Annotated in this window: 23 protein-coding genes and 2 pseudogenes; all 25 read left to right on the top strand. The window is 35.9% G+C overall.

Annotated elements, in window-relative coordinates; genetic code table 11:
• The first annotated feature begins 315 nt into the window (after positions 1-315).
• The 25 genes and pseudogenes from AC0L0O_RS11490 (at position 316) to AC0L0O_RS11370 (ending at position 22,427) form a co-directional block, all read left to right on the top strand.
• Positions 316-528: a DNA translocase FtsK gene (locus tag AC0L0O_RS11490; RefSeq protein ID WP_319611324.1), complete on the top strand. Its 213-nt coding sequence runs from the start codon at positions 316-318 to the stop codon at positions 526-528.
• A gap of 40 nt (positions 529-568) precedes the next feature.
• Entirely contained in the window at positions 569-961 is a 393-nt protein-coding gene (locus AC0L0O_RS11485) for a hypothetical protein (protein ID WP_000003259.1), read from the top strand.
• Positions 948-1,160, top strand: coding sequence for a hypothetical protein (locus AC0L0O_RS11480; RefSeq protein WP_000773605.1), 213 nt, complete (start codon positions 948-950; stop codon positions 1,158-1,160). Before AC0L0O_RS11485 ends, AC0L0O_RS11480 begins: the two co-directional genes overlap by 14 nt.
• 133 nt (positions 1,161-1,293) lie before the next feature.
• Positions 1,294-1,548, top strand: coding sequence for a hypothetical protein (locus AC0L0O_RS11475; protein ID WP_001198484.1), 255 nt, complete (start codon positions 1,294-1,296; stop codon positions 1,546-1,548).
• On the top strand, positions 1,538-1,915 hold the full coding sequence (locus tag AC0L0O_RS11470; protein WP_001139457.1) for an HNH endonuclease: 378 nt from the start codon (positions 1,538-1,540) through the stop codon (positions 1,913-1,915). The genes AC0L0O_RS11475 and AC0L0O_RS11470 overlap by 11 nt, the downstream gene beginning before the upstream one ends.
• A 128-nt stretch (positions 1,916-2,043) precedes the next feature.
• Positions 2,044-2,547 (top strand): phage terminase small subunit P27 family, encoded by a 504-nt coding sequence (locus tag AC0L0O_RS11465; protein WP_000242933.1) that lies wholly within the window; start codon positions 2,044-2,046, stop codon positions 2,545-2,547.
• A 1-nt stretch (position 2,548) separates the two neighbouring features.
• On the top strand, positions 2,549-4,243 hold the full coding sequence (locus tag AC0L0O_RS11460; RefSeq protein ID WP_000621129.1) for a terminase large subunit: 1,695 nt from the start codon (positions 2,549-2,551) through the stop codon (positions 4,241-4,243).
• Between the two features lie 188 nt (positions 4,244-4,431).
• Positions 4,432-5,685, top strand: a complete 1,254-nt coding sequence (locus AC0L0O_RS11455) for a phage portal protein (protein WP_000577482.1) — start codon at positions 4,432-4,434, stop codon at positions 5,683-5,685.
• Complete coding sequence (locus AC0L0O_RS11450) at positions 5,672-6,382, top strand: head maturation protease, ClpP-related (protein ID WP_001259162.1); 711 nt, start codon at positions 5,672-5,674, stop codon at positions 6,380-6,382. Before AC0L0O_RS11455 ends, AC0L0O_RS11450 begins: the two co-directional genes overlap by 14 nt.
• A gap of 37 nt (positions 6,383-6,419) precedes the next feature.
• Positions 6,420-7,592, top strand: a complete 1,173-nt coding sequence (locus AC0L0O_RS11445; RefSeq protein WP_000361133.1) for a phage major capsid protein — start codon at positions 6,420-6,422, stop codon at positions 7,590-7,592.
• Between the two features lie 20 nt (positions 7,593-7,612).
• Positions 7,613-7,891: a head-tail connector protein gene (locus AC0L0O_RS11440; protein WP_000244596.1), complete on the top strand. Its 279-nt coding sequence runs from the start codon at positions 7,613-7,615 to the stop codon at positions 7,889-7,891.
• On the top strand, positions 7,888-8,211 hold the full coding sequence (locus AC0L0O_RS11435) for a phage head closure protein (protein WP_001068018.1): 324 nt from the start codon (positions 7,888-7,890) through the stop codon (positions 8,209-8,211). Before AC0L0O_RS11440 ends, AC0L0O_RS11435 begins: the two co-directional genes overlap by 4 nt.
• Complete coding sequence (locus tag AC0L0O_RS11430; protein ID WP_000763222.1) at positions 8,204-8,641, top strand: HK97-gp10 family putative phage morphogenesis protein; 438 nt, start codon at positions 8,204-8,206, stop codon at positions 8,639-8,641. The genes AC0L0O_RS11435 and AC0L0O_RS11430 overlap by 8 nt, the downstream gene beginning before the upstream one ends.
• Positions 8,638-8,997, top strand: a complete 360-nt coding sequence (gp17, locus tag AC0L0O_RS11425; RefSeq protein ID WP_000609198.1) for a tail completion protein gp17 — start codon at positions 8,638-8,640, stop codon at positions 8,995-8,997. Before AC0L0O_RS11430 ends, gp17 begins: the two co-directional genes overlap by 4 nt.
• The gene (locus AC0L0O_RS11420) at positions 8,998-9,606 is read left to right on the top strand and encodes a major tail protein (protein ID WP_000896774.1); all 609 of its coding nucleotides are present in this window, start codon (positions 8,998-9,000) and stop codon (positions 9,604-9,606) included.
• A 49-nt stretch (positions 9,607-9,655) separates the two neighbouring features.
• Complete coding sequence (gene gpG, locus AC0L0O_RS11415; RefSeq protein ID WP_000779130.1) at positions 9,656-9,973, top strand: phage tail assembly chaperone G; 318 nt, start codon at positions 9,656-9,658, stop codon at positions 9,971-9,973.
• Between the two features lie 29 nt (positions 9,974-10,002).
• On the top strand, positions 10,003-10,179 hold the full coding sequence (locus AC0L0O_RS11410) for a hypothetical protein (RefSeq protein ID WP_000344045.1): 177 nt from the start codon (positions 10,003-10,005) through the stop codon (positions 10,177-10,179).
• Positions 10,180-10,194: 15 nt separating this feature from the next.
• Positions 10,195-11,475: pseudogene (locus AC0L0O_RS11405) on the top strand (phage tail tape measure protein); the annotation flags it as partial.
• 260 nt (positions 11,476-11,735) lie between these two features.
• Positions 11,736-14,306, top strand: a pseudogene (locus tag AC0L0O_RS11400) (phage tail tape measure protein); the annotation flags it as partial.
• A 13-nt stretch (positions 14,307-14,319) separates the two neighbouring features.
• Positions 14,320-15,810 (top strand): distal tail protein Dit, encoded by a 1,491-nt coding sequence (locus AC0L0O_RS11395; protein ID WP_000517329.1) that lies wholly within the window; start codon positions 14,320-14,322, stop codon positions 15,808-15,810.
• Positions 15,807-19,673 carry a phage tail spike protein gene (locus tag AC0L0O_RS11390; protein ID WP_473785754.1) on the top strand — a complete coding sequence of 1,289 codons (3,867 nt, stop codon included), beginning with the start codon at positions 15,807-15,809 and terminating at the stop codon, positions 19,671-19,673. Before AC0L0O_RS11395 ends, AC0L0O_RS11390 begins: the two co-directional genes overlap by 4 nt.
• A gap of 93 nt (positions 19,674-19,766) precedes the next feature.
• Positions 19,767-20,003: a hemolysin XhlA family protein gene (locus AC0L0O_RS11385; protein WP_071735835.1), complete on the top strand. Its 237-nt coding sequence runs from the start codon at positions 19,767-19,769 to the stop codon at positions 20,001-20,003.
• Positions 20,003-20,242 carry a holin gene (locus AC0L0O_RS11380; RefSeq protein WP_071735836.1) on the top strand — a complete coding sequence of 80 codons (240 nt, stop codon included), beginning with the start codon at positions 20,003-20,005 and terminating at the stop codon, positions 20,240-20,242. Before AC0L0O_RS11385 ends, AC0L0O_RS11380 begins: the two co-directional genes overlap by 1 nt.
• Positions 20,239-21,303 (top strand): N-acetylmuramoyl-L-alanine amidase, encoded by a 1,065-nt coding sequence (locus tag AC0L0O_RS11375; protein WP_087963737.1) that lies wholly within the window; start codon positions 20,239-20,241, stop codon positions 21,301-21,303. The genes AC0L0O_RS11380 and AC0L0O_RS11375 overlap by 4 nt, the downstream gene beginning before the upstream one ends.
• Positions 21,304-21,638: 335 nt before the next feature.
• Positions 21,639-22,427, top strand: coding sequence for a sulfotransferase family 2 domain-containing protein (locus AC0L0O_RS11370; RefSeq protein WP_001030730.1), 789 nt, complete (start codon positions 21,639-21,641; stop codon positions 22,425-22,427).
• Positions 22,428-22,439: the final 12 nt, after the last annotated feature.

Genomic DNA, 22,439 nt, shown 5'->3' with positions numbered 1-22,439 from the left:
GAAGTCTAAAAACGATATCTGTTGGCACTGTATTTCAAATAGATAATCATATTTATTCTGTAGGAAACGTTATTATAAAGTGTGATAGGACACTTTTATTAGAAGTTTATGAATCACCTCCAAAAAAGAGAAAACTCTCTTGAAAAATAAGGGATTCGACAATTATTTCCTTTTTTCCTGCTGAGATTCAATAATTAATAATAATTATTGAATAAATTGATTAATAATAAAAAAATAATATGAGTATGTGATTTTATATTGAGATAAAAAGCACTAATTTCAATGATTCGTATTATTTAAAGGGAGGAAATAAAAATGGAATATAAGATTAATGAAGTTGTAGAGAGCTTATATGAACCAGCGAAAGAATGTGTAATCGCAATGCAAGCTGCATCAGTATCTATGATACAACGTAGATTTCGAATTGGGTACGTAACTGCAACTAAGATTATTAATCGTCTTGAAGAAAATGGGGTTATTGGACCATACGAAGGAAGTAAGCCAAGGAAAATTTTAATTAATGAATAGCACCCATTAGGGTGCTTTTTATTTTAGAGGAGGATGAAAGATGAGTGAACAAAAGAGTGCGTTATCAGTGAAGGTAGAAGTTGATACAAAAGAAGCAAATCAAAATATTAAAGAATTAACTGCTGCGGTTAATGAATGTGCAGAAGCATTCGAGAAGTTAGAACAGGTTACGGATAGGTTTACTAATAAGAGCTATTCAATTGAAATAGAAGTTCCTATTCTTTTAAATGGAAAGCAAATAGCTGAAGCGATTACTAATGTAAAAAAGTCTGAACTAATTCAAAAGATTAATGACAGCAAATCGGTAGGAATGGATTCTAAAGTTTGGCTTTCATTAGATGGAAAAGTAACTCTTGAATCCATAGTTGAACATACAGCTGATTCAATCCAAGGTCGTGTAATTAAAGGAAGTGAAATAAATGAAACTAAATAAACAAGAACAAGCGGTTGTAATTGGCACATTCATTTCGATGTTAGGAACAGATCTTGTAAATGAGCGTATCGATAAACAAAAATTAGAAAGTGTGCTTCCTATCTTTAATGAGATGGAAGATAACACAACACCGAAGCAAAGAAGAGAAGCAATGGTTAGTTTGCTCGATAAAACAATAGATGAATTTTTAAAACAATAGCCATAAAAAAAGGAAAAGCAACTCGCATGGGGGCGAATCACTTTTCCAGATGGCAATGTTAAGTTCATTATAACAATTTGTATTTATTTATAAATTAATAATCAGAATATTTTTTTGAAGGAAGTGAAGATAGATGCAAGTCTACTGTTCTAACTGTAATGAAGATTACGATATGCAACCACAAGTAACACAGCTTCCAAAAAAGATTGAGAAGTGTTTCTATATTTGTCCTCATTGTGGCCATGAGCATGTTGCTGCATATGTGAACGATAAGATTCGTAAGCACCAAGCGGATATAGCTAAGTGTCATGAAAGGATAAATAAAAAGAATCTGGCCATCGGGGATGAAATGAAACGGTTAAGAAAGAGGATGGAAGGTGCCAAGTAAACCATTCAAGCCGTGTAAGTCGTTAGGTTGCAATGAACTGACACGAGATAAGTATTGCGCTAAGCATATCGAAAAGGAAAAAGAAACCGTAAGATATTACGACAAACATATTCGAAACAAAAGCTCACGTTCATTCTACAACTCAAGACTGTGGAAGGATATGCGTGAGCTTATTTATCGTAGAGATCATGGTCTATGTGTTCAATGTAGAAGTAAGGACATCATTAAGATAGGTGATGTAGTCGATCACATCATACCTATTCGTGTTGATTGGTCAAAACGATTAGAACCATCTAATTTACAAACACTTTGTCATGCTTGCCACAATAAGAAGACAAAAGAAGATGAAAAGAAAAACAAAAAATAATTCAAAAGAAAAAATTCATAAACACCCCCCAACATGAAAAGGCAAAAGGCGACTCCCTGGAGACCGCCGCCTAGCTTTCCGTATAAAAAGTTCGTTTTATTCTATAAAAGGGGGTTCAGCCAAGGGAGGTGGTTCTCATAGGAAGGAAAGCGAAGCCGATTAATTTGCATTTATTAGAAGGTAATTCAAATCGATTGACAAAAGATGAAATTGAGCAGCGATTAAAAGCCGAAAAACAGTTACAAGCAAAAAAGGATAAGGTAAAGCCACCAACGTGGTTAGATTCAGTTGCAAAGAAAGAGTTTAGGAGAATTGCTGGTGAATTGCTGGAGCTAGACGTTATTACAAACATAGATGTGAATGCATTAGCAACGTATTGCGATGCTTATTCTGACTATGTTGAATGCACCAAAATTATCCGAGAAGAAGGACTCCTTGTTGAATATACCAATAAGGCAGCTGAAACTAATAAAGTTCCACATCCACTACTTACAAAGAAGAAACAATTGCATGAACAGATGAAGACTTTGGCTGTTGAGTTTGGCCTTACACCAAGTGCAAGAGCGAAAATTGTTATTCCAAATATAAAACAAGGTCCGAAAACAAACGTAGAGAAGGAGTTTGACGTATAACATGATCAGACAATGGATGTTGGACTACTGTGATGATGTATTAAATGGTGAAGTTGTTGCTTGTCAGAAGCATAAACAAGCTTGCAAACGATTTTTAAGAGATATTGAGCGTGAAGGTTCTGAAGATTTTCCATATGTTTTTAAGGAAGAAAAAGCGCTTCGTTTCTTAAAGTGGATGTCTCTTTTTAAACATACAAAAGGAAAATTAGCAGGTCAGAGAATTGAACCACATTCCATACAAATTTTTGTATTTAGTAATATTTACGGATGGGTTCATCGTAATACAGGATTAAGGCGATTTAAAAAGGCGTATTGGCAAGTTGGGCGTAAAAACGCAAAGTCTCAATCTTTAGCGTGTGTAGGCTCTTATGAAGCAATGGCATTTGGTGAAAATATGTCAGAAGTCTACATTGGTGCTACGAAAACAGAACAAAGTAAAATTGTCTGGAATGAAATTAAAGCACAAATGAATGGATGTGAGGATTTAAAAGGAAAGTTCAATATTGCGTATGGGAAAATTGAACACCTTAAAACGGATTCTTTTATTTCAGCGCTATCAAAAGATGCTGGAAAATCTGGTGATGGACTGAATGTTCAGTGCGGAATTATTGATGAATATCATGCACACCCTACTTCTGAAATTTATGATGTTCTGGTGTCAGGTTCAGGGGCTCGTCCTAATCCACTCATGATGATTATAACGACAGCTGGTTTCAATTTGAGCCATCCTTGCTATCGTGTAGAGTATCAATATGTTTCTAAGATTTTGGACCCTAATATTGATATTGAAAACGAAGAATATTTTGTCATGGTTAATGAATTAGATAAAGATGATGAGATTACGAATGCAGAAGTGTGGGAGAAAGCAAATCCAATTCTATGTAGTTATGAAGAAGGACGTACTTTCTTAAAAGGAGAACTTCAATCAGCCCTTGATGTACCTGAGAAAATGCGTAATTATCTCACGAAAAACATGAATAGATGGGTAGATATGAAAGAAAATGGCTACATGGATATGCAAAAATGGAAAGATTGCAAAGAAACTGTGGAATTATCCGAATTAAAAGGGTTAGAATGCACAGTAGGTGTCGATTTATCAGCAAAAATTGACTTAACAAGTGTAGATTTTGAATTTAAAAAGGATGATACGTATATTGTAATTAGTCATAGTTTTATGCCGGAAGATACGTTGCATGAGAAAAGAAAAACAGATAAAGTTCCGTATGATCTTTGGATACAGCAAGGGTGGATTACAACAACACCTGGTGCGGTAGTTGACTATGAATATATTAAAAGACATATTAAAACCATGGAAAAAGAGAATAAATTTAAAATAAAAGAAATATGTGCTGACCCTTGGAATGCTACGCAATTCATGCAAGACATGGAAGCAGAAGGGTATACAGTGGTGGAAATACGTCAAGGAATGGCGACTTTATCAGGTCCTACAAAGGATTTTCGTGAACAAGTTTATCAGAAAAAAGTCATTCACAATAACAATCCAGTGTTAAATTGGGCTGTTAGTAATGCTATAACAAAACAGGATGCCAACGAAAACATCATGTTGGACAAGTCAAAAGCAACAGAGAGAATCGACCCGATAGCGGCTGTTATTAACTCACATGTTCGGTGCATGCTCAATTCTGGTGAAATGGACTTAAATTCATATATTTTAAGTCAAGATTTCTCATTCTAGGGGGAATGACATGCGATTCTTTATATTTTTTATAAGTATTTTAGAAGATATTCTATTCGTTTCGGGGTTATCCATTATTGTAGGGACGACTTTTTTTATTAATCCGATTTATGGATGGTATCTGTTAGGAATTATTCTCACAATGTTGGGGGTGGTAATGATAAGAAGATAGAAAGGAGGTGAAACTTTTGATTTTTCGGCAGTTATTTAGAAATCAGGATACCACAGATTTGAAAAATCCTTCTCCCTGGTTTAAAAGCTTATTTGGCTATCAAGCCGCAAGTGGTGAAAAGGTAACAGTTGAATCATCTTTAGGTGTCCCAACAGTTTATCGATGTATTAATATCCTTGCAAATAGTGTTGCGATGCTTCCTTTTCAAACGTTTAAAAAGACAGCGAAGGGAAGAGAACGGGATAAGGCGCATCAAGTGTCGTTTGTTTTGGAAAGACGCCCTAATCCTTACCAAAGCCCATTTAAATTTAAACATCTAATCGAAACACATCGCAATACATGGGGAAATGCTTATATAAATATTCATTGGGGTGTGGATGGAAGACCAAAAGAATTGTGGGTATTGAATCCGGCTGTTACAACCCCAAATGTGGACCTGAAGACAAATAAATTATGGTACTTTACTAGTTTGCCAGACGGTACACCTGTAAAAATACCTGATGATGACATTATTCATCTTACTACATTGTCTACTGATGGTTTAAAGGGGAAACCACCTATCCAAATTGCAAGAGAATCAATAGGCAGCTCACAGGCGGCACAAAAGTTTAAAGGTAAGTTCTTTACAAACGGTGCAGCGCATAGTGGGATATTAAAAACGCAACAAGCACTTGGCAAAGAGGCGAAAGATGTACTTCGTGATGCATGGGAAGAGGCAAATACAGGATTAAATAATGCTCAAAGGATTGCAATTTTAGATGCTGGTTTAGAATTTGAAAAGGTTGGAATGCCTTTGAAAGATGCTCAATTTATTGAAGGTATGAAATTTGATAAAGGTGAGATTGCGAACATCTTTAATATTCCTTTGCACATGATTAATGAGTTAGATCGTGCTACTTTCTCTAATATTGAGCAACAAGCGCTGGATTTTATTCAAAATACATTGAGTCCAATTCTTATTCAATATGAGGAAGAGTTTTCTTATAAAGCATTTTCATTTAATGAGCAAAAACGATATTACTTAAAGTTTAATCTAACAAGTTTATTACGTGCTGATTCTAAATCAAGAGCAGAATTCTACAAAATTATGTTAGACGCTGGTGCTTTCTCAATCAATAAAGTGCTAGAACTAGAGGATATGGATGGGATTGGGGAATACGGTGATAAACATCGTGTTGATTTAAATCATGTATCTATTGAAATTGCGGATGAATATCAATTAGCGAAAGCAAATGGAGGGGCACTACAGAAGGGAGGTGAGGACGATTAAAGACGTATTTACTATTAAAAATCAAACGGAATCATCAGCAGACCTATTTATTTATGGTGACATCATAAATAATACAGGTTGGAAATGGGATGATTCTGACATTATGCCTGATGATGTAAAAAATATCTTAGGGCAATTGGATGATAAAAGTAACCTTAATATCTATGTAAATAGTGGTGGTGGTTCTGTATTTGCTGGTTTAGCCATTTATAACATGTTAAAGCGCAATAAAGCACAAAAAACTGTTTATGTGGATGGTGTTGCAGCTTCTATTGCTTCTGTAATCGCCCTAGCTGGTGATCGTGTTGTTATTCCTTCTAATGCATTCTTAATGATTCATAAGCCTTGGACATATGCAGTTGGAAATGCAATTGATTTCCGAAAAGCAGCAGAGGACCTTGATAATATTGAATCAGGAATCATGAATGTATACAAAGAGAACTTAAAAGAAGGTATTGAAATTGAAGAAATTCAGCAATTAGTAGATGCTGAGACTTGGTTAAGTGGTGAAGAAGCTGAAAAATACTTCAATATAGAAGTTGTGGAGGCAAAAGAAGTCGCAGCTTGTAGTAGTGATTACTTTGATAAATATCAAAAAACACCAAATAAGATTGTAGCAAAAGCTCCTTCTATTCCAAAGAAGGACAATAATGAACAATTAAAAATCCAAAATGCACTAGACCTGTTAGAACTATAGGTCTATTTTTTGTGCCAATATAAGGAGGAAATACCGAATGGATAAACGTGAACAAGAATTACGTCAAAAAGTTGCTGACTTAAAAGCGAAAGCAGAAGAGTTTAATAATAGCGGTAAATATGAAGAGGCAAAGGCAAAAATCGAGGAAGCAAAAAGCGCAAAAAATGAATTAGATAATTATTTAGCAATGATGCAAATTCAAGTTTCTGACCCTGTAAATTCACAAGCAGGAGTTTTACCTCCATCATCAGTTAAAAACGAAGACCCATCGTACAAAGAAGTATTTATGAAAGCTATCCGTGGTCAAAATTTAAGTCATGAAGAAGCAAGCGTTATGCAGGAATACAAAGCGGCCTTATCTGAGAATTCAGGTAAAGATGGCGGCTATATTGTTCCAGAAGATATTACGACAACTATTAATCAATTAAAACAAACGGTTGATAGCTTAGAACAATATGTAAATGTACAACCTGTCACAACAAACAAGGGTGCTCGTACACTAGAAAAACGTGCAGCATCTACACCTTTTGCGCCATTATCTGAGTATGGCAAACCAAATGCAATGCAAGAAATTGCTTCTCCTGAATTCGATCGTTTATCTTATGCTATTGAAGATTACGCAGGCTTCTTACCGGTGCCAAATGATTTATTAGATGATACAGATCAAGCTTTAGAAGAATATTTACGTCAATGGATCGCTAAAAAATCTATTGCTACTCGTAACTACCTAATTTTACAGGAACTTAACAAATTGACAAAGGTAGATTTTGTGGATTACAAAGGCATTAAAACAGCATTAAATGTTACATTGGACCCAGCTTTTGCAGCCGGAGCTAATATTTTCACTAACCAAGATGGATTCAATTACTTGGATCAATTAGAAGATAAAAATGGTCGTCCGCTTCTTCAACCAGACCCAACAAATCCAACACGTAGTTTATTGTCAGGAAAACCGGTTATTACTTTATCAAATAAGACAATTGCTACAGATAAAGATGGGAAAGCGCCTTTCATTGTTGGTAATTTAAAAGAAGCCATTATTCTTTGGGATAGAAAACAGTTATCTATTGATATGACCAAAGAAGGCGGAAATGCTTGGAGAACAAATACTTCTGAATTCCGAGCGATTGAGCGTGAGGACGTTACATCATGGGATACAGAAGCAGTTGTGTATGGACAAATTACGGTTGCACCTAAAACAGGAGCTTAATAAGGTAGGAGGTGTCCTTCTTGGTACTAACATTAGAGGAAGCGAAAAAGTATCTTCGTGTGGATGGTGATGAGGAGGACGATCTCATTACATCTTTCGTAATAGCAGCTGAAATGTATATTAAGAATGCCACAAGTAAAAATGTAAATTTAAAAAGCGAGCTTGCTAAATTAGCAGCTCGTATTTTAATTGCTCATTGGCATGAAAATCGGGAAGCGGTTGGAAAAGCTGAACAACTAGCATTTAGTTTGCAGTCAATATTAGTCCAATTGCAATATTGTGTAGGTGATTCCACATGAATCCAGGTAAATTAGATAAACGTCTTACATTCCAAATAAAAGACGATGATGCAAGGGGCCCAGACGGTGATCCGATAGAAGGTTATAAGGATTCTTTTACTGTATGGGGCTCTTTTACTTTCTTAAAGGGACGAAAATACTTTGAAGCAGCGGCAGCTAATAGCGAAATCCAAGGCGAAACAGAAATTCGATATCGTGCTGATGTGAACGCTGATATGAAGATTAAGTACAAGAACGTAATTTATGACATTATTTCGGTTATTCCAACTGAAAAACACACTTTATCAATCATGTGGAAGCGTGGTGGAATGAATGGCTGATGGTGTTGATTTTTTAGGTTTTGATCGCCTGATATCTGAATTAGAGCAGATGGGTTTACGTGGAGAAAAGATTGAAGATAAAGCCCTTGCAGCTGGTGGTGAGCAAATTCGAAAAGCTATTGCAGAAAGAAGTGAACCGAGAAGTTCAAGTCCTAAGAAACCGTCCAAAAGTGAACCTTGGCGTACAGGCCAACATTTGCTTGATAATATACGCGTTACGAAGGCACGAATGGAAAATGGTGTGAAAACGATCAAGATTGGAATAGACAAAGCGGACCGTTCTCCATATTTCTATGGAAAGTTTTTAGAGTGGGGTACTTCTAAAATGCCAGCACATCCATTTATAGAACCAGGTTTTAACGCTTCTAAAGCGGATGCGGTACGTGCTATGACAGATATCTTGAAGAATGAAATGGGGCTGAATTTATGATAAATTTACGCCCTGAAATTGTACAAGCTCTTGAAAATAATCAGGAGCTTGTTTCTTTATTAGGTGGAAAACGTGTGTATTATCGTAAAGCCAAAAATGCTGAAGAGTTTCCACGTATTACGTTTTTTGAATTAGACAATAGGCCAGATGGATTTGCAGATAATGATGAAAGTGAAAGTGAAATCACATTCCAAATCGATATTTGGTCAAAAGGTAGTACAACAGCAATCCACCAAAAAGTGAATGAGGTCATGAAAAGTATTGGTTTCTCACGTTATAAGGTTGCTGATTTATATGAAGAGGATACGAAAATTTTTCATTACGCGATGCGATTCGCGAAAGGAGTGGAGTTATAGATGGCTGGAGAAGTTATTAAAATTAGTTCAACTGTCGGTGTAGATAGTCTTGTTTATGCAAAGTCATTGAAAGATGACGTAACAGGTATTGATTACAGTACGGTAAAAAAAATGGAAGGTGCAGTAAAGGTTAAAACATCTAAAAAAGTAGCTACCGAGATTATGTGGAGCGACAATAAAAAATCGGAAATTGCTGAGTCTGATGGTGAGGTTGAGGTTGAAATTGAAGTTCGAGGATTGTCATTATCAACAAAGGCAGACATTGAGGGATTTCCAGAAGTTACAGATGGTGTATTAGACGAAAAACGAGAAGGAGAAAAGCCATATTTAGCAATTGGATGGCGCTTTTTAAAGGCTAATGGAAAATATCGATATGTTTGGTTATTAAAAGGGAAACTTTCACAAGAAGAGGAAGAAGCTGAAACTAAAAAAGATAAGCCAAACTTCCAAACAACTAAACTGAAAGGTTCATTTATTGAACGTGATTTTGATGATAGAACTAAATTCACAGCGGATGAAGATGAACCTACGTTTACAAAAGCTATCGGAGATAACTGGTTTAAAAAGGTATATGAGAAACCTGTGGCACAACCACCAGCAGGAAAGTAAGAGGGAGCAAAAGCTCTCTCTTTTTTATTAAATTTAGGAGGAAAAAACTATGAAATTAACCTTAATGATTAATAAAGAAAAACAAACTTTTAATATGCCGGAATTTATTCCAGCCCGCCTTATTCGTCAGGCTCCTGAACTTGCTGAAATCCCAAACAATCCTGGTCCAGAAGATATGGATAAAATGGTTCAATTCGTGGTGAAAGTTTATGATGGTCAATTTACATTAGATCAGTATTGGGATGGTATTGATGCCCGTAAATTCTTATCGACAACTTCAGATGTAATTAACGCAATTATAAGTGAAACTGTGGAAGCGGCTGGGGGTAGGACTGGATCTAAAGAAGAAGAAAACCCAAACGCATAGAGGGAGGAGGGCTAACGTTCAGTGAGTTTATGGACGAGCTCTACCTCTCTTTATTACGTCAAGGGTATAAACATCATCATATCGATAATGAAATGGATATTTGGCATTATTTAAAGCTGAATCAAAAGAATCGTGAACAAGGTGATTCAAATAGGGAAAATGCAAGCTCTAATGAAATAGAAGTTCCGGCAGAAAACATTATTTAATGAGGGGGTGAGACTATGGCAAATGAAATGAATAATTTGGTCGTTAGGCTTTCCCTTGATAATGTAAACTTCCGACAAGGTATCGCGAATTCAGGACGTGCGGTCAGAACATTACAGAACGAATTAAAATCTGTGAGTACAGGTATGGGTGGTTTTGCTAACGCTAGTCAACAAACGCAAGCGAAAATGAATACACTCAGTAGGCTCATTGATGCGCAAAAAGAGAAAGTTAAAGCGTTACGACAAGCCTATGATCAAAATAAGGCTAAATTAGGTGAAAATGATGCAGCAACCCAGCGATATGCTTCGCAAGTTAATAAAGCAGTTGCTGATTTAAATAGATTTGAAAATGAATTAAAGCAAGTAAACCGTCAAGCTGAACAAAAAGGGATGGATAAGTTAAACAACTCTTTAAAATCCCTACAAGCTGAATTTCAGTCTATTACAACAGGTATGGGCGGTTTTTCTAATGCGACAGAACAAACAAGGGCTAAAGTAGATGTTTTATCCCGTATGGTAGATAAACAAAAAGAGAAGATTAGGGAACTTCAACAAGCCTATAATCGTGCTAAAACAGAAGAAGGCGAAGCGAGTCAATCAGCACAAAGATACGCTGAACAAATTCATCGGGCAACAGCTGAACTGAATCGATTTGAAACTGGATTACAGCAGTCAAATCGTGAATTAGAACAGCAAGGCAATCGTCTATTGAACTTTGGTAATCGCATGGAGACATTAGGTAATCATTTGCAAAATGCTGGTATGCAAATCGGTATGGTATTTGGTGGTATGACTTACGCAATAGGTCGGGGCTTAAAATCAGCAATCACTGAATCGATGAACTTTGAGCAACAAATGGCTAATGTGAAAGCTGTATCGGGTTCTACTGGCGAAGAAATGAAAAAGTTAAGTGAATTGGCTGTTAATATGGGGGAGACAACAAAATACTCCAGTGTTCAAGCAGGTCAAGGTATCGAGGAATTAATAAAGGCTGGTGTTAGCTTACAAGATATTATTAACGGCGGATTGGCAGGTGCCCTTAACTTAGCGACGGCAGGGGAATTAGAGTTAGGTGAAGCAGCCGAAATTGCTTCAACAGCTCTGAATGCATTTAAAGCAGACCATCTTTCAGTTGCGGATGCTGCCAATATTTTATCTGGTGCAGCCAACGCCTCCGCAACTGATGTAAGAGAGTTAAAATATGGACTTTCAGCTTCATCAGCAGTAGCAGCAGGGGCTGGAATGACGTTTAAAGATACAGCTACAACTTTGGCGGTATTTGCTCAGAATGGGTTAACAGATAGCCCCGTTGTGAAGAAATTCGCAGCGTAAAGGACGTGAATTCGGTGAAAGCTACGGTGAAAACTATGCTAATACCGAGCCAAGCTGGATAGGAATATTCAGAAGGTGTAGAGACTAGAGGAAGTAAGCGAGAACCGTTGAAACCTCCACGAGCGCGTTCCATCCTAGCGTGGAAGACGAGGATGATGATATAGTCCGATACTCCAGTGAAAATTGGAGAATATGAGATAAAGAGCTCATATATAACAAATGTAAAAGGTTCTGATGCAGGTACATCTTTAAAAACAATGTTAATGAGGTTAAATCCTTCAACAAAAGAAGCATATAACAAAATGAGAGATTTAGGACTTATTACTTATAATGCACAGGCTGGTTTTGATTTCTTAGTTAAAAACGGTATTCAACCAGCTTCCAGAAATGTAGGGGATATAGAAGTAGCTTTAGAACAATATGTAATGAAAACAGAAGGTGTAACGAAATGGAATGATAAATGTGATACAACATTTCGTGAATTAGCAACAAGTTCAGCTTTCTTATCATCAAAATTCTACGATCAACAAGGGCATATTCAAAGTCTAGAAAATATTTCAGGGACACTTCATGAATCGATGAAAGATTTGACAGACCAGCAACGAAGCATGGCTTTAGAAACATTATTTGGTTCGGATGCCGTACGTGGTGCGACTATTCTCTTTAAAGAAGGAGCAAAAGGTGTTAATGAGATGTGGGATTCCATGTCTAAAGTTACGGCAGCTGATGTTGCAGCCACAAAGATTGATACGTTAAAGGGACGTCTTACATTACTAGATTCAGCATTTTCTACAATGAAAAAAACAATTGGTGATGCACTAGCTCCTGTGGTTAGTGTTTTTGTTGCTGGTCTACAAAAGCTTGTAGATGGATTCAATGCATTACCTGGTCCTGTACAAAAGGCAATTGCCATTACAGGTGGTATTGTTCTTGCTTTAACAGCTGTGGCTACAGCGATAGGTGTTGTTTTAGCAGCGTTTGGAATGATTGCTTCAGGAATTGGTTCTTTATCTCTTGCATTAGCATCAGTCGGTGGGATTGCTGGAATTGCGGCTGGAGCAGTTGGATTCTTAGGAAGTGCGCTTGCGGTTTTAACAGGACCAATTGGTCTAGTAGCGGCCGCTCTCATTGGAACTGGAGTTGTTGCATATAAAGCATATCAAAAAGCAACAGAAGATAGTATCGATTCAGTAGATCGCTTTGCTACAAATACAGAAGGGAAAGTAAGTTCTTCCACAAAGAAAGTACTTGGTGAGTATTTCAAGCTGTCTGATGGTATTAGACAAAAGTTAACTGAAATTAGATTGAATCATGAAGTAATAACAGAAGAGCAGTCGCAAAAGTTGATTGGTCAATATGACAAATTAGCTAATACAATCATTGAAAAAACCAACGCAAGGCAGCAAAAAGAAATTGAAGGGCTTAAAAAGTTCTTTGCTGATTCGTATGTATTAACCGCTGAAGAAGAGAACAAACGAATCGAACAGTTAAATCAGCACTATGAACAAGAGAAGCTAAAAACACAAGAGAAAGAAAATAAAATTAAAGAAATTCTACAAACGGCAGCCAGAGAAAATAGAGAATTAACAACATCCGAGCGGATCTCTTTACAAGCATTGCAGGATGAAATGGACAGAGTTGCTGTTGAGCATATGTCTAAAAATCAAATGGAGCAAAAGGTTATTCTTGAAAATATGCGTGTGCAGGCTAGTGAAATTTCAGCTAGACAGGCAGCAGAAGTTGTAGAGAATAGCGCAAAGGCAAGAGATAAAGTTATTGAAGATGCGAAAAAGACCCGTGACGAAAAAATTGCTGAGGCAATTCGTCAGCGTGATGAAAATAAAACAATCACTGCTGATGAAGCGAATGCAATCATTGCAGAGGCAAAACGTCAATATGATAGTACAGTTTCTACAGCTCGAGATAAACATAAAGAAATTGTGAGTGAAGCAAAAGCGCAAGCTGGTGAACATGCAAATCAGATAGATTGGGAAACTGGCCAAGTAAAATCGAAATATCAAGCTATGAAAGACGATGTTATTCGAAAAATGAAAGAAATGTGGTCGGACGTTACCCACAAATATGAAGATATGAAAAACTCTGCAAGTAACAAGGTAGAGGAAATAAAAAATACAGTTTCGAGAAAATTTGGCGAAAAAGTCCAAGCGGTAAAAGATAAGATGAACGAAGTGAAAAGCGGTATCGAAGAAAAATGGAATACAGTCGAAAAATTTTTCAGTTCTATAAATTTACGTTCCATTGGTAAATCAATCATAGAAGGTCTTGGAAAAGGAATAGATGATGCTTCAGGAGGTCTATTTAGCAAGGCTGCTGGAATTGCAAGTGATATTAAAAAGACTATTTCTGGAGCACTAGAGATTAACAGTCCATCTAAAGTGATGATTCCAGTTGGTAGCGCGGTTCCAGAAGGTGTTGGAGTTGGTATGGATAAAGGGAAACGGTTTGTTGTGGATGCAGCAAAAAATGTAGTCGGAACTGTTAAGAAACAAATGGGGAATATGCCATCTGTTTTTGATTTTGGATTCCAAACAAATCAATATAGTATCCCGCAAAATACATTTAGCGATTTCAGTGGATATATGCAACCGCAATTATCTTATAACAATCCATCTATGGCAAAAACAATATTCCCAAATAGACCAGGTGGAGAACAAGAACTGAATTTAACCGTAAACATGACTAATGTTTTAGATGGAAAAGAGCTTGCAAACGGAAGTTACACCTATACTACAAAACTTCAAGATCGTGAACAAAAAAGAAGATCGGAATTTTAAGGGGGGAAGCACGTTGGGGAAACTCAATTTTACTTTTAATAATATTAGAAAAGATTATATTCAAATGCTAGTTGGAAGAAAACGTCCTTCATGGGCTCCAGTAAAAAGAAGATTAGTTAGAGTCCCTCATCGCGCAGGGGCTCTTTTACTTAATACAGAAACGGAGGAACGTCGTATTGACGTTCCTCTTGTTATTAAAGCGAAAAAAGATATGGCAGATTTACAAAAGTTAAAAGAAGATTTAGCGGATTGGTTATATACAGAGCAACCCGCTGAACTTATTTTTGATGATGAGTTAGACAGGACTTATTTAGCATTAATTGATGGTTCTGTCGATTTGGACGAAATAGTCAATAGAGGTAGAGGTGTTATTACTTTTGTTTGTCCAATGCCCTATAAATTAGGGAAAACAAATACTCACAAGTTTACTCAAGAGTGGTCTACAGAAACAACTTCTTATTTTACTAATAAAGGAAGTGTAGAAGCTCCACCTTTAATTGAAATGACTGTAAAAAAACCAAGTACCTTTTTAGATGTATGGTTTGGAGAGTATCCGCATAATCGTGATTATTTCAGAATAGGCTACCCTCTGACTGTGGAAGAAACCACGGTACAAGAACGAGAAAGAGTCATGTGGGATGAAATGGTTACTCCTATAGGGTGGACACCTGTTACTGGACAATTCGAGGAAATGAAAGGGACAGGTAGTTTTAAATCAAGAAATGGCCATGCGCTATATTGTGAAGATTACGGAAAAGAGACAGGATTCTACGGTGCCATAGCCAAGAAGAATATTCCGAGCGGCCCATTACAAGACTTTGAAATGGAGGCATGGGTGACTTTAAAGTCCAAAAACATAGGTGAAATGGGACGTGTTGAAGTTTTTCTTTTAGATGAGACGAGTAATGTGGTATCCCGCATCAATATGAATGATCTATATGCGACTGCTGAAATTACAAGGGCACATATGACAATTGGAAATAGCGGAACACCCAATAGTTTTCGAAAAATAGTTGATACAAGTGGATTCTATTCGACTACATTTAACCAATTCCGAGGACGTTTACGTATTGCAAGGCGGGGTAAGGTTTGGTCTGTATATGTGGCTAAGTTTATAGATGGTACAGAAAAAGATGGTGCTTCACTTGTAGAACGTTGGATTGATGAAACAGGAAATCCGATGACAGAACGTAAAATTGCACAAGTTATGATTGCGATTTGTAAGTGGGATAATCATCAACCTATTAACGAAATACAAATTGATGATTTAAAGATTTGGAAGGTAAACAAAGTTCCATCTAACGCACAACCATATATCTTTGATACTGGAGATAAAATTGTTATTGATACTGAGAGAAGTCTTGTCACAATCAACGGAAAGAATGCAATCAATATAAAAGAAATCTTTAGTAATTTCCCTGTCGTAATACGTGGTGAAAATCGTATCGATATAATGCCACCTGATGTAAATGCAACAATTAGTTATAGGGAGAGATATAGATGAGAACACCAAGCGGAATTTTGCATGTTGTGGATTTTAAAACGGATCAAATCGTCGCAGCTATCCAGCCAGAGGACTATTGGGATGACAAACGGCATTGGGAACTAAAAAATAATGTTGACATGTTGGATTTCACCGCTTTTGATGGAACAGACCATGCAGTTACGTTACAACAACAGAATCTTGTTTTAAAAGAAGTTCGCGATGGAAGAATCGTACCATATGTTATTACAGAGACTGAAAAAAATTCGGATAAACGATCTATTATCACATATGCTTCAGGAGCTTGGATTCAAATTGCTAAATCAGGGATTATAAAACCACAACGGATAGAGAGTAAGACGGTCAACGAATTTATTGATTTAGCACTCTTAGGTATGAAGTGGCAGCGTGGAGTTACTGAATATGCTGGATTTCATACAATGACCATCGATGAATATATGGACCCACTCACTTTTTTAAAGAAGATTGCATCTTTATTTAAACAGGAAATTCGATATCGTGTTGAGATTAAAGGTTCAAGAATCATCGGTTGGTATGTAGATATGATTCAAAAACGTGGGTATGATACAGGCAAAGAAATAGAATTAGGAAAAGATTTAGTTGGTGTTACGCGTATTGAACATACACGTAATATTTGCACTGCTTTAGTTGGATTTGTAAAAGGTGAAGGTGACAAGGTAATCACTATTGAAAGCATTAATAAAGGCCTACCCTATATCGTAGATGCAGATGCATTTCAAAGATGGAATGAACACGGACAACATAAATTCGGTTTTTATACACCAGAAACAGAAGAATTAGACATGACTCCAAAACGTTTACTGACGCTTATGGAAATAGAATTGAAAAAGCGTGTCAATTCCTCAATCTCTTATGAAGTGGAAGCGCAATCGATTGGTCGTATTTTCGGCCTAGAACACGAATTAATTAACGAAGGCGACACTATCAAAATTAAAGATACAGGGTTTACACCTGAATTATATCTTGAAGCGCGAGTAATAGCTGGAGATGAATCTTTTACAGACCCAACGCAAGATAAATATGAATTCGGAGATTATCGTGAGATTGTTAATCAAAATGAGGAATTAAGAAAAATTTACAATCGTATTCTTAGTTCGCTTGGCAATAAACAAGAAATGATAGACCAGCTAGATAAACTAGTGAACGAAGCTAACGAAACCGCTAGTAATGCAAAGAAGGAGTCAGAAGCAGCAAAAGCACTAGCTGAAAAAGTACAAGAGAATATTAAAAATAATACCGTTGAAATTATAGAATCTAAGAATCCACCAACAACAGGTCTTAAACCTTTTAAGACGCTTTGGCGTGATATTAGTAACGGAAAGCCCGGTATTTTAAAAATATGGACAGGTACAGCGTGGGAATCGGTTGTACCTGATGTTGAATCTGTAAAAAAAGAAACATTAGATCAGGTTAATAAAGATATCGAAACCACAAAAACAGAGTTAAATCAAAAGGTTCAAGAAGCACAGAATCAAGCAACAGGACAGTTTAACAAAGTACAGGAAGGTTTACAAGGTGTTAGCCGTACAATTTCTAATATCGAAAATAAACAAGGTGAAATCGATAAGAAAGTAACTAAGTTTGAACAAGATTCAAGTGGATTTAAAACTTCAATTGAATCGTTAACTAAAAAAGATGGTGAGATTAGTGATAAATTAAGTACGGTAGAATTAACTGTGGAAGGTACAAAAAAGACGATATCTGATGTACAGCAAACAACAGGTGAACTAAAGCAAACAACAACTGAAATTAAAGAGCAAGCAGGGAAAATCACCGAAAAGTTAACAAGTGTAGAAACAAAGGTTAATAACGATAAGGCTGGAGGACGTAATCTTTTATTAGATTCAAATATTAAGTATGAAAAAACAGATTATCTAATCAATCAATATTCTCTAACTGAAAATTTCTTTGCAGGTGAGGAATATACCTTTGTAATTAAGGGAAGTGTCCCTCAAGGTCAGAAATTTGGGGTTTGGCAGAATGGTGGTTCGAATAATGTTGGATATGCAACAAGTGTTTATGCTAATGGAATAACGTATGTAACCTTTAAAGCTGTTGCGGCTACAAGTGGAAATGAACGAAAGTTAAGTTTATATAACTATCCAAGTAATACTACAAAAGCCGTTGTAGAATGGGTTGCTCTGTATAAAGGGAACAAACCACAGGATTGGACACCAGCTCCAGAAAACCAAGTAACAACTGATGAATTCACAAAGAAAACAACCGAGATTGAAAAAGGTGTAGATGGCGTAAAAACTACTGTAACAAATGTTCAAAACAGCCAAGCTGGATTCGAAAAGCGTATGTCTAATGTGGAGCAAACAGCAAGCGGACTATCCTCCACAGTTAGTAATTTAAATAATGTAGTATCCGATCAAGGGAAAAAGCTTACTGAAGCGAATACAAAACTTGAACAACAGGTAACCGCAATTGGAGCAAAAGTTGAGCTTAAACAAGTAGAGGATTATGTTGCTGGGTTTAAGATTCCTGAGTTGAAGCAAACAGTTAATCAAAATATACAAGATTTATTAGATGAATTAGCTAACAAGCTTGCAACTGAACAATTTAACCAGAAGATGACTATGATTGATAACCGTTTCACTATTAATGAACTGGGTATCAATGCTGCAGCAAAAAAGACAGAAGTATATACGAAAACGCAAGCAGATGGACAATTCGCTACAGGTTCTTATGTAAGAGATATGGAAACGCGTCTTCAGTTAACTGAAAAGGGCGTTAGTATATCCGTAAAAGAAAATGATGTAATAGCAGCCATTAACATGAGTAAAGAAAACATTAAGTTAAATGCTGCACGAATAGACTTAGTTGGTAAAGTTAATGCTGAGTGGATTAAAGCTGGATTGCTGAGTGGTTGCCAAATTAGAACATCAAATACGGATAACTACGTTAGTTTAGATGACCAATTCATACGTCTCTATGAAAGAGGAGTTGCTAGAGCATTTCTGGGGCATTACAGAAGATCAGATGGTGCAGTCCAACCGACTTTCATCTTAGGTTCAGATGAAAAGACTAACGCTCCAGAAGGTACTTTGTTTATGTCTCAAGCAGGTGCAGGATGGTCAGGGGCTTATGCGAGCATTGGTATTAGCAATGGCATAGTTGATGGTGCAGTCCAAAAGTCTGTGTATTGGGAGTTGCAAAGAAACGGGCTAAGTGTTCTAAACGCTAATGATTACCATGTTTTTTATGCAGGGAATGGGAGTTGGTATTTCAGACGAGGAAAAACTGGATTATATCAAACTTCGTTAGTCGTTGAAGATAATAGTACAGAGTCTGATTTAAGATTACCTAATGTAACTATACGTAATAGTCGTGCAGCGGGATATACAGGCGTTATTCAATTGAAATCCTCTGTTACTCAAAATGGCTGGGGTGCTGTTCAAGGGAATTTTATGACTCCTTCATTACGAGAGTATAAATCTAATATCCGTGATATCTCTTTTTCCGCCTTAGAAAAAATTAGAAGTCTTAAAATTAGACAATTTAATTATAAGAATGCTGTAAACGAACTATACCGGATGAGAGAAGAGAAAGGTCCCGATGATACACCATTGACAACAGAAGACATTAAAACATACTACGGTTTAATCGTAGATGAATGTGATGAAATGTTTGTGGATGAAAGTGGGAAAGGGATTCACTTATATTCATATGCATCCATTGCAATGAAAGCTTTACAGGAAGTTGATGTAACAGTACAGGAACAGGAGATGGAAATAGCAAATCTAAAATCACAAATAGCTAGTCAAGAAGATCGGATAGCCCGATTAGAAGAATTATTACTACAGCAATTAATAAATAAGAAACCAGAGCAGCCATAAGCTGGTCTTTTTATTTTGCACAAAATATGGCTTTTATAAGAAAAGAGGGACAAATTGATGTCTCTCTTTTTATTTTGAAATGAGGTGGTCAAAGTGGAAGGGTTACAAGAAGTAAGAAGTGATGTTCAAGAAATAAAACAAGAAATTAAGGAAATAAGGTTAGAGGTTAAAAGTTTGGAAATACGTACAACAGGTAACGAGAAAGATATTGATAATATCAACAAGCAATTAGATAAAATCAGCGCAAATACTACCTGGATTTTACGACTTATAGTTGGTGGAATTATTGGTGGTATTCTCACTTTCTTAATGAAAGGGGGTGGTATGTAATGGTTAGTTTAGCTGTAATGATTGGAATTGTAGTTGGTCTTTCACAAATCGTAAAAAAAATTGGATTACAAACAAAATATGTTCCGTTATTAAATTTAACGCTTGGCATTGTGCTAGGCGTTTTATTTTTGGACAGAGATATCAAAACAAATGTATTTCAAGGAATCATCATTGGTCTATCAGCAAGTGGATTATTTGACCACACAAAAATTATGAAAAAGGATGTTGATTCTAAATGAAAAAGACAATGAAACATATTACCTCGTTTCTTATGATTCTAGTACTTGCCGTTTCGTTTGCTACAAGTGCTTTTGCTGATAGAACACTTATTATTCCGGATTTACCGAAACAACCATACCGTAATGGTGTAGGTGCTTATGAGGGTGTTGTAGCACATTCTACAGCAACACCAGAAGCACCAGCTATTAATATTCAAAAATATGAGTCTCGTACATGGCGCTCAGCATTCGTACATTATGCAGTTGATTGGAATGAAACAATCCAAATTGCGGATACAAAATACATTGCTTATGGTGCGGGACCAGGAGCAAATAAACGATTTGTTCACGTAGAATTATGTGAAACAAAAGATTATGAGAAATTCAAACGCAGCTATGATAAATACGTTAAGTTATTAGCTAAAATCTTACGTGATCGTGGATTATCTGTAGAAAAAGGATTATGGACTCACTATGATGTTACAAAGTATCTTGGCGGTACAGATCATGAAGATCCACTTGATTACTTACGTAGTCATGGAGTTTCAGAAGCGCAATTTAGAGCAGATGTACAACGAGCATACAATAATTCTAATGTTGATGTTTCTGTACCGGAGAAGCCATCTAAACCAGCGGAAGTTCCAATGGCTGTAACAGACGGAATCGCGTATATTGAAGGTTACAATGTTAACTTACGTAAAGGACCTGGTACAAGTTATTCTAAGATTCGTCAGTTAAACAAACCAGAAGCTTATGTTGTATGGGCTGAAAAGGGTGGTTGGTTAAATCTTGGTGGCGAACAATGGATTAAGAACGATCCATCTTATGTAAAGTTTAGCAAGAAAAGCACTGTGGATTCCTCTATTGTAGGTAAACGCGTTGTTTCTAAAGTTAATAATCTACGATTCTATGATGCTCCATCTTGGCAGGATAAAGATGTTGCTGGTTCTGTAGATGAGGGATTAGGTTTTACAATTGATGCGAAAGTAAGTGTAAACGGCTCTCCACAATACAAAGTACACAATAGTAAAGGTATAACATATTATGTAACAGCAAATGAAGCTTATGTATATGTGAAGTAATTTTTATAAAAGAATAGTTTTATGAAAAAAAGAGCCGCCTTAAGGCGGCTTTTTTAATTTATATCAACTAATTCATAGAATTTAAATTCTATATTTAACCTGGAAAGCTTCCGTATAATATACAGTTTTCGTCTTTAGTTTAAAATGTAAAACACTTATAGTCGTTCTTTTACATTTTAATAAATGATTAATTAGATTTTATATACTAGGTTTTTATAAAAAAAATTAAGTACCTTTACAGTGATATAAAAATAAACTGGTATGAGTAGATAACATTTTATTCTTATATAGGTAAGAAATATTATGAATAATGAAGGTAAAGGAGATCTCTGTTGATGAATAAAGATCTTAAAGCGTTAATTGAATATGGTGAACGTATTCCGCATTTCCAAAAGGACTTTCCAATAATTTTATTTTGGAGTCACAGGAGTGGTTGTACTTCCCTTGCAAACTGGTTTTTTTTTCAAATTGGGTTATATGAGGAAGCAATGAAATTTGCACCATTTATTCACTACTATGAATTTGATATATACAAAAATAGAACTGATTATTACGTAGATTTAGAAATAGAACTCTTGGAGTTAAAAAAAGATACAATAAAACTTGTACGAAATCCTTATAAAAGAGCTGTAAGCTCATTTTTGATACTTTATGATAACCCTTACGCTTCGGAACAGTGGGAGGGAATTAGAGAGTATTTTTATAATGATAAAAATATACCAAAAGGAATTTCATTCAAGCAATTCTTATACTATGTAAAGGCTATAGGACCTAAATCGAGTCAGTTGGATCAACATTTTTCACAACAATATATTGATGGAGAAGAAAAGGTCATCAAACAAAATATAAAGCTAGAAAACTTTAATACAATAATTCCGAAGTTAGAGAAAAAATATGGATTACTTTCTTCTGATATATCACTCCTTACAAACTCCACACATCATAGAACACATCAAATGATTTATAAAGGAAACTATGCAAATAAAGATATTACAGATCCTCAATTCCCTTCATTACCAACATATCAAAGTTTTTATGATGAAGAAGCTATAAAGCTTGTCTCAGAAATATTTAATGACGATTTTGAAGCATATGGATATAAGAAGAATGAAATGAATTTCTAACTAATGTACCTA

The organism is Bacillus sp. GS3m_15504, from assembly GCF_055825275.1.
The sequence above is the reverse complement of the archived record's forward strand: the minus strand, read 5'-3'. Positions and strand labels throughout refer to the sequence as shown.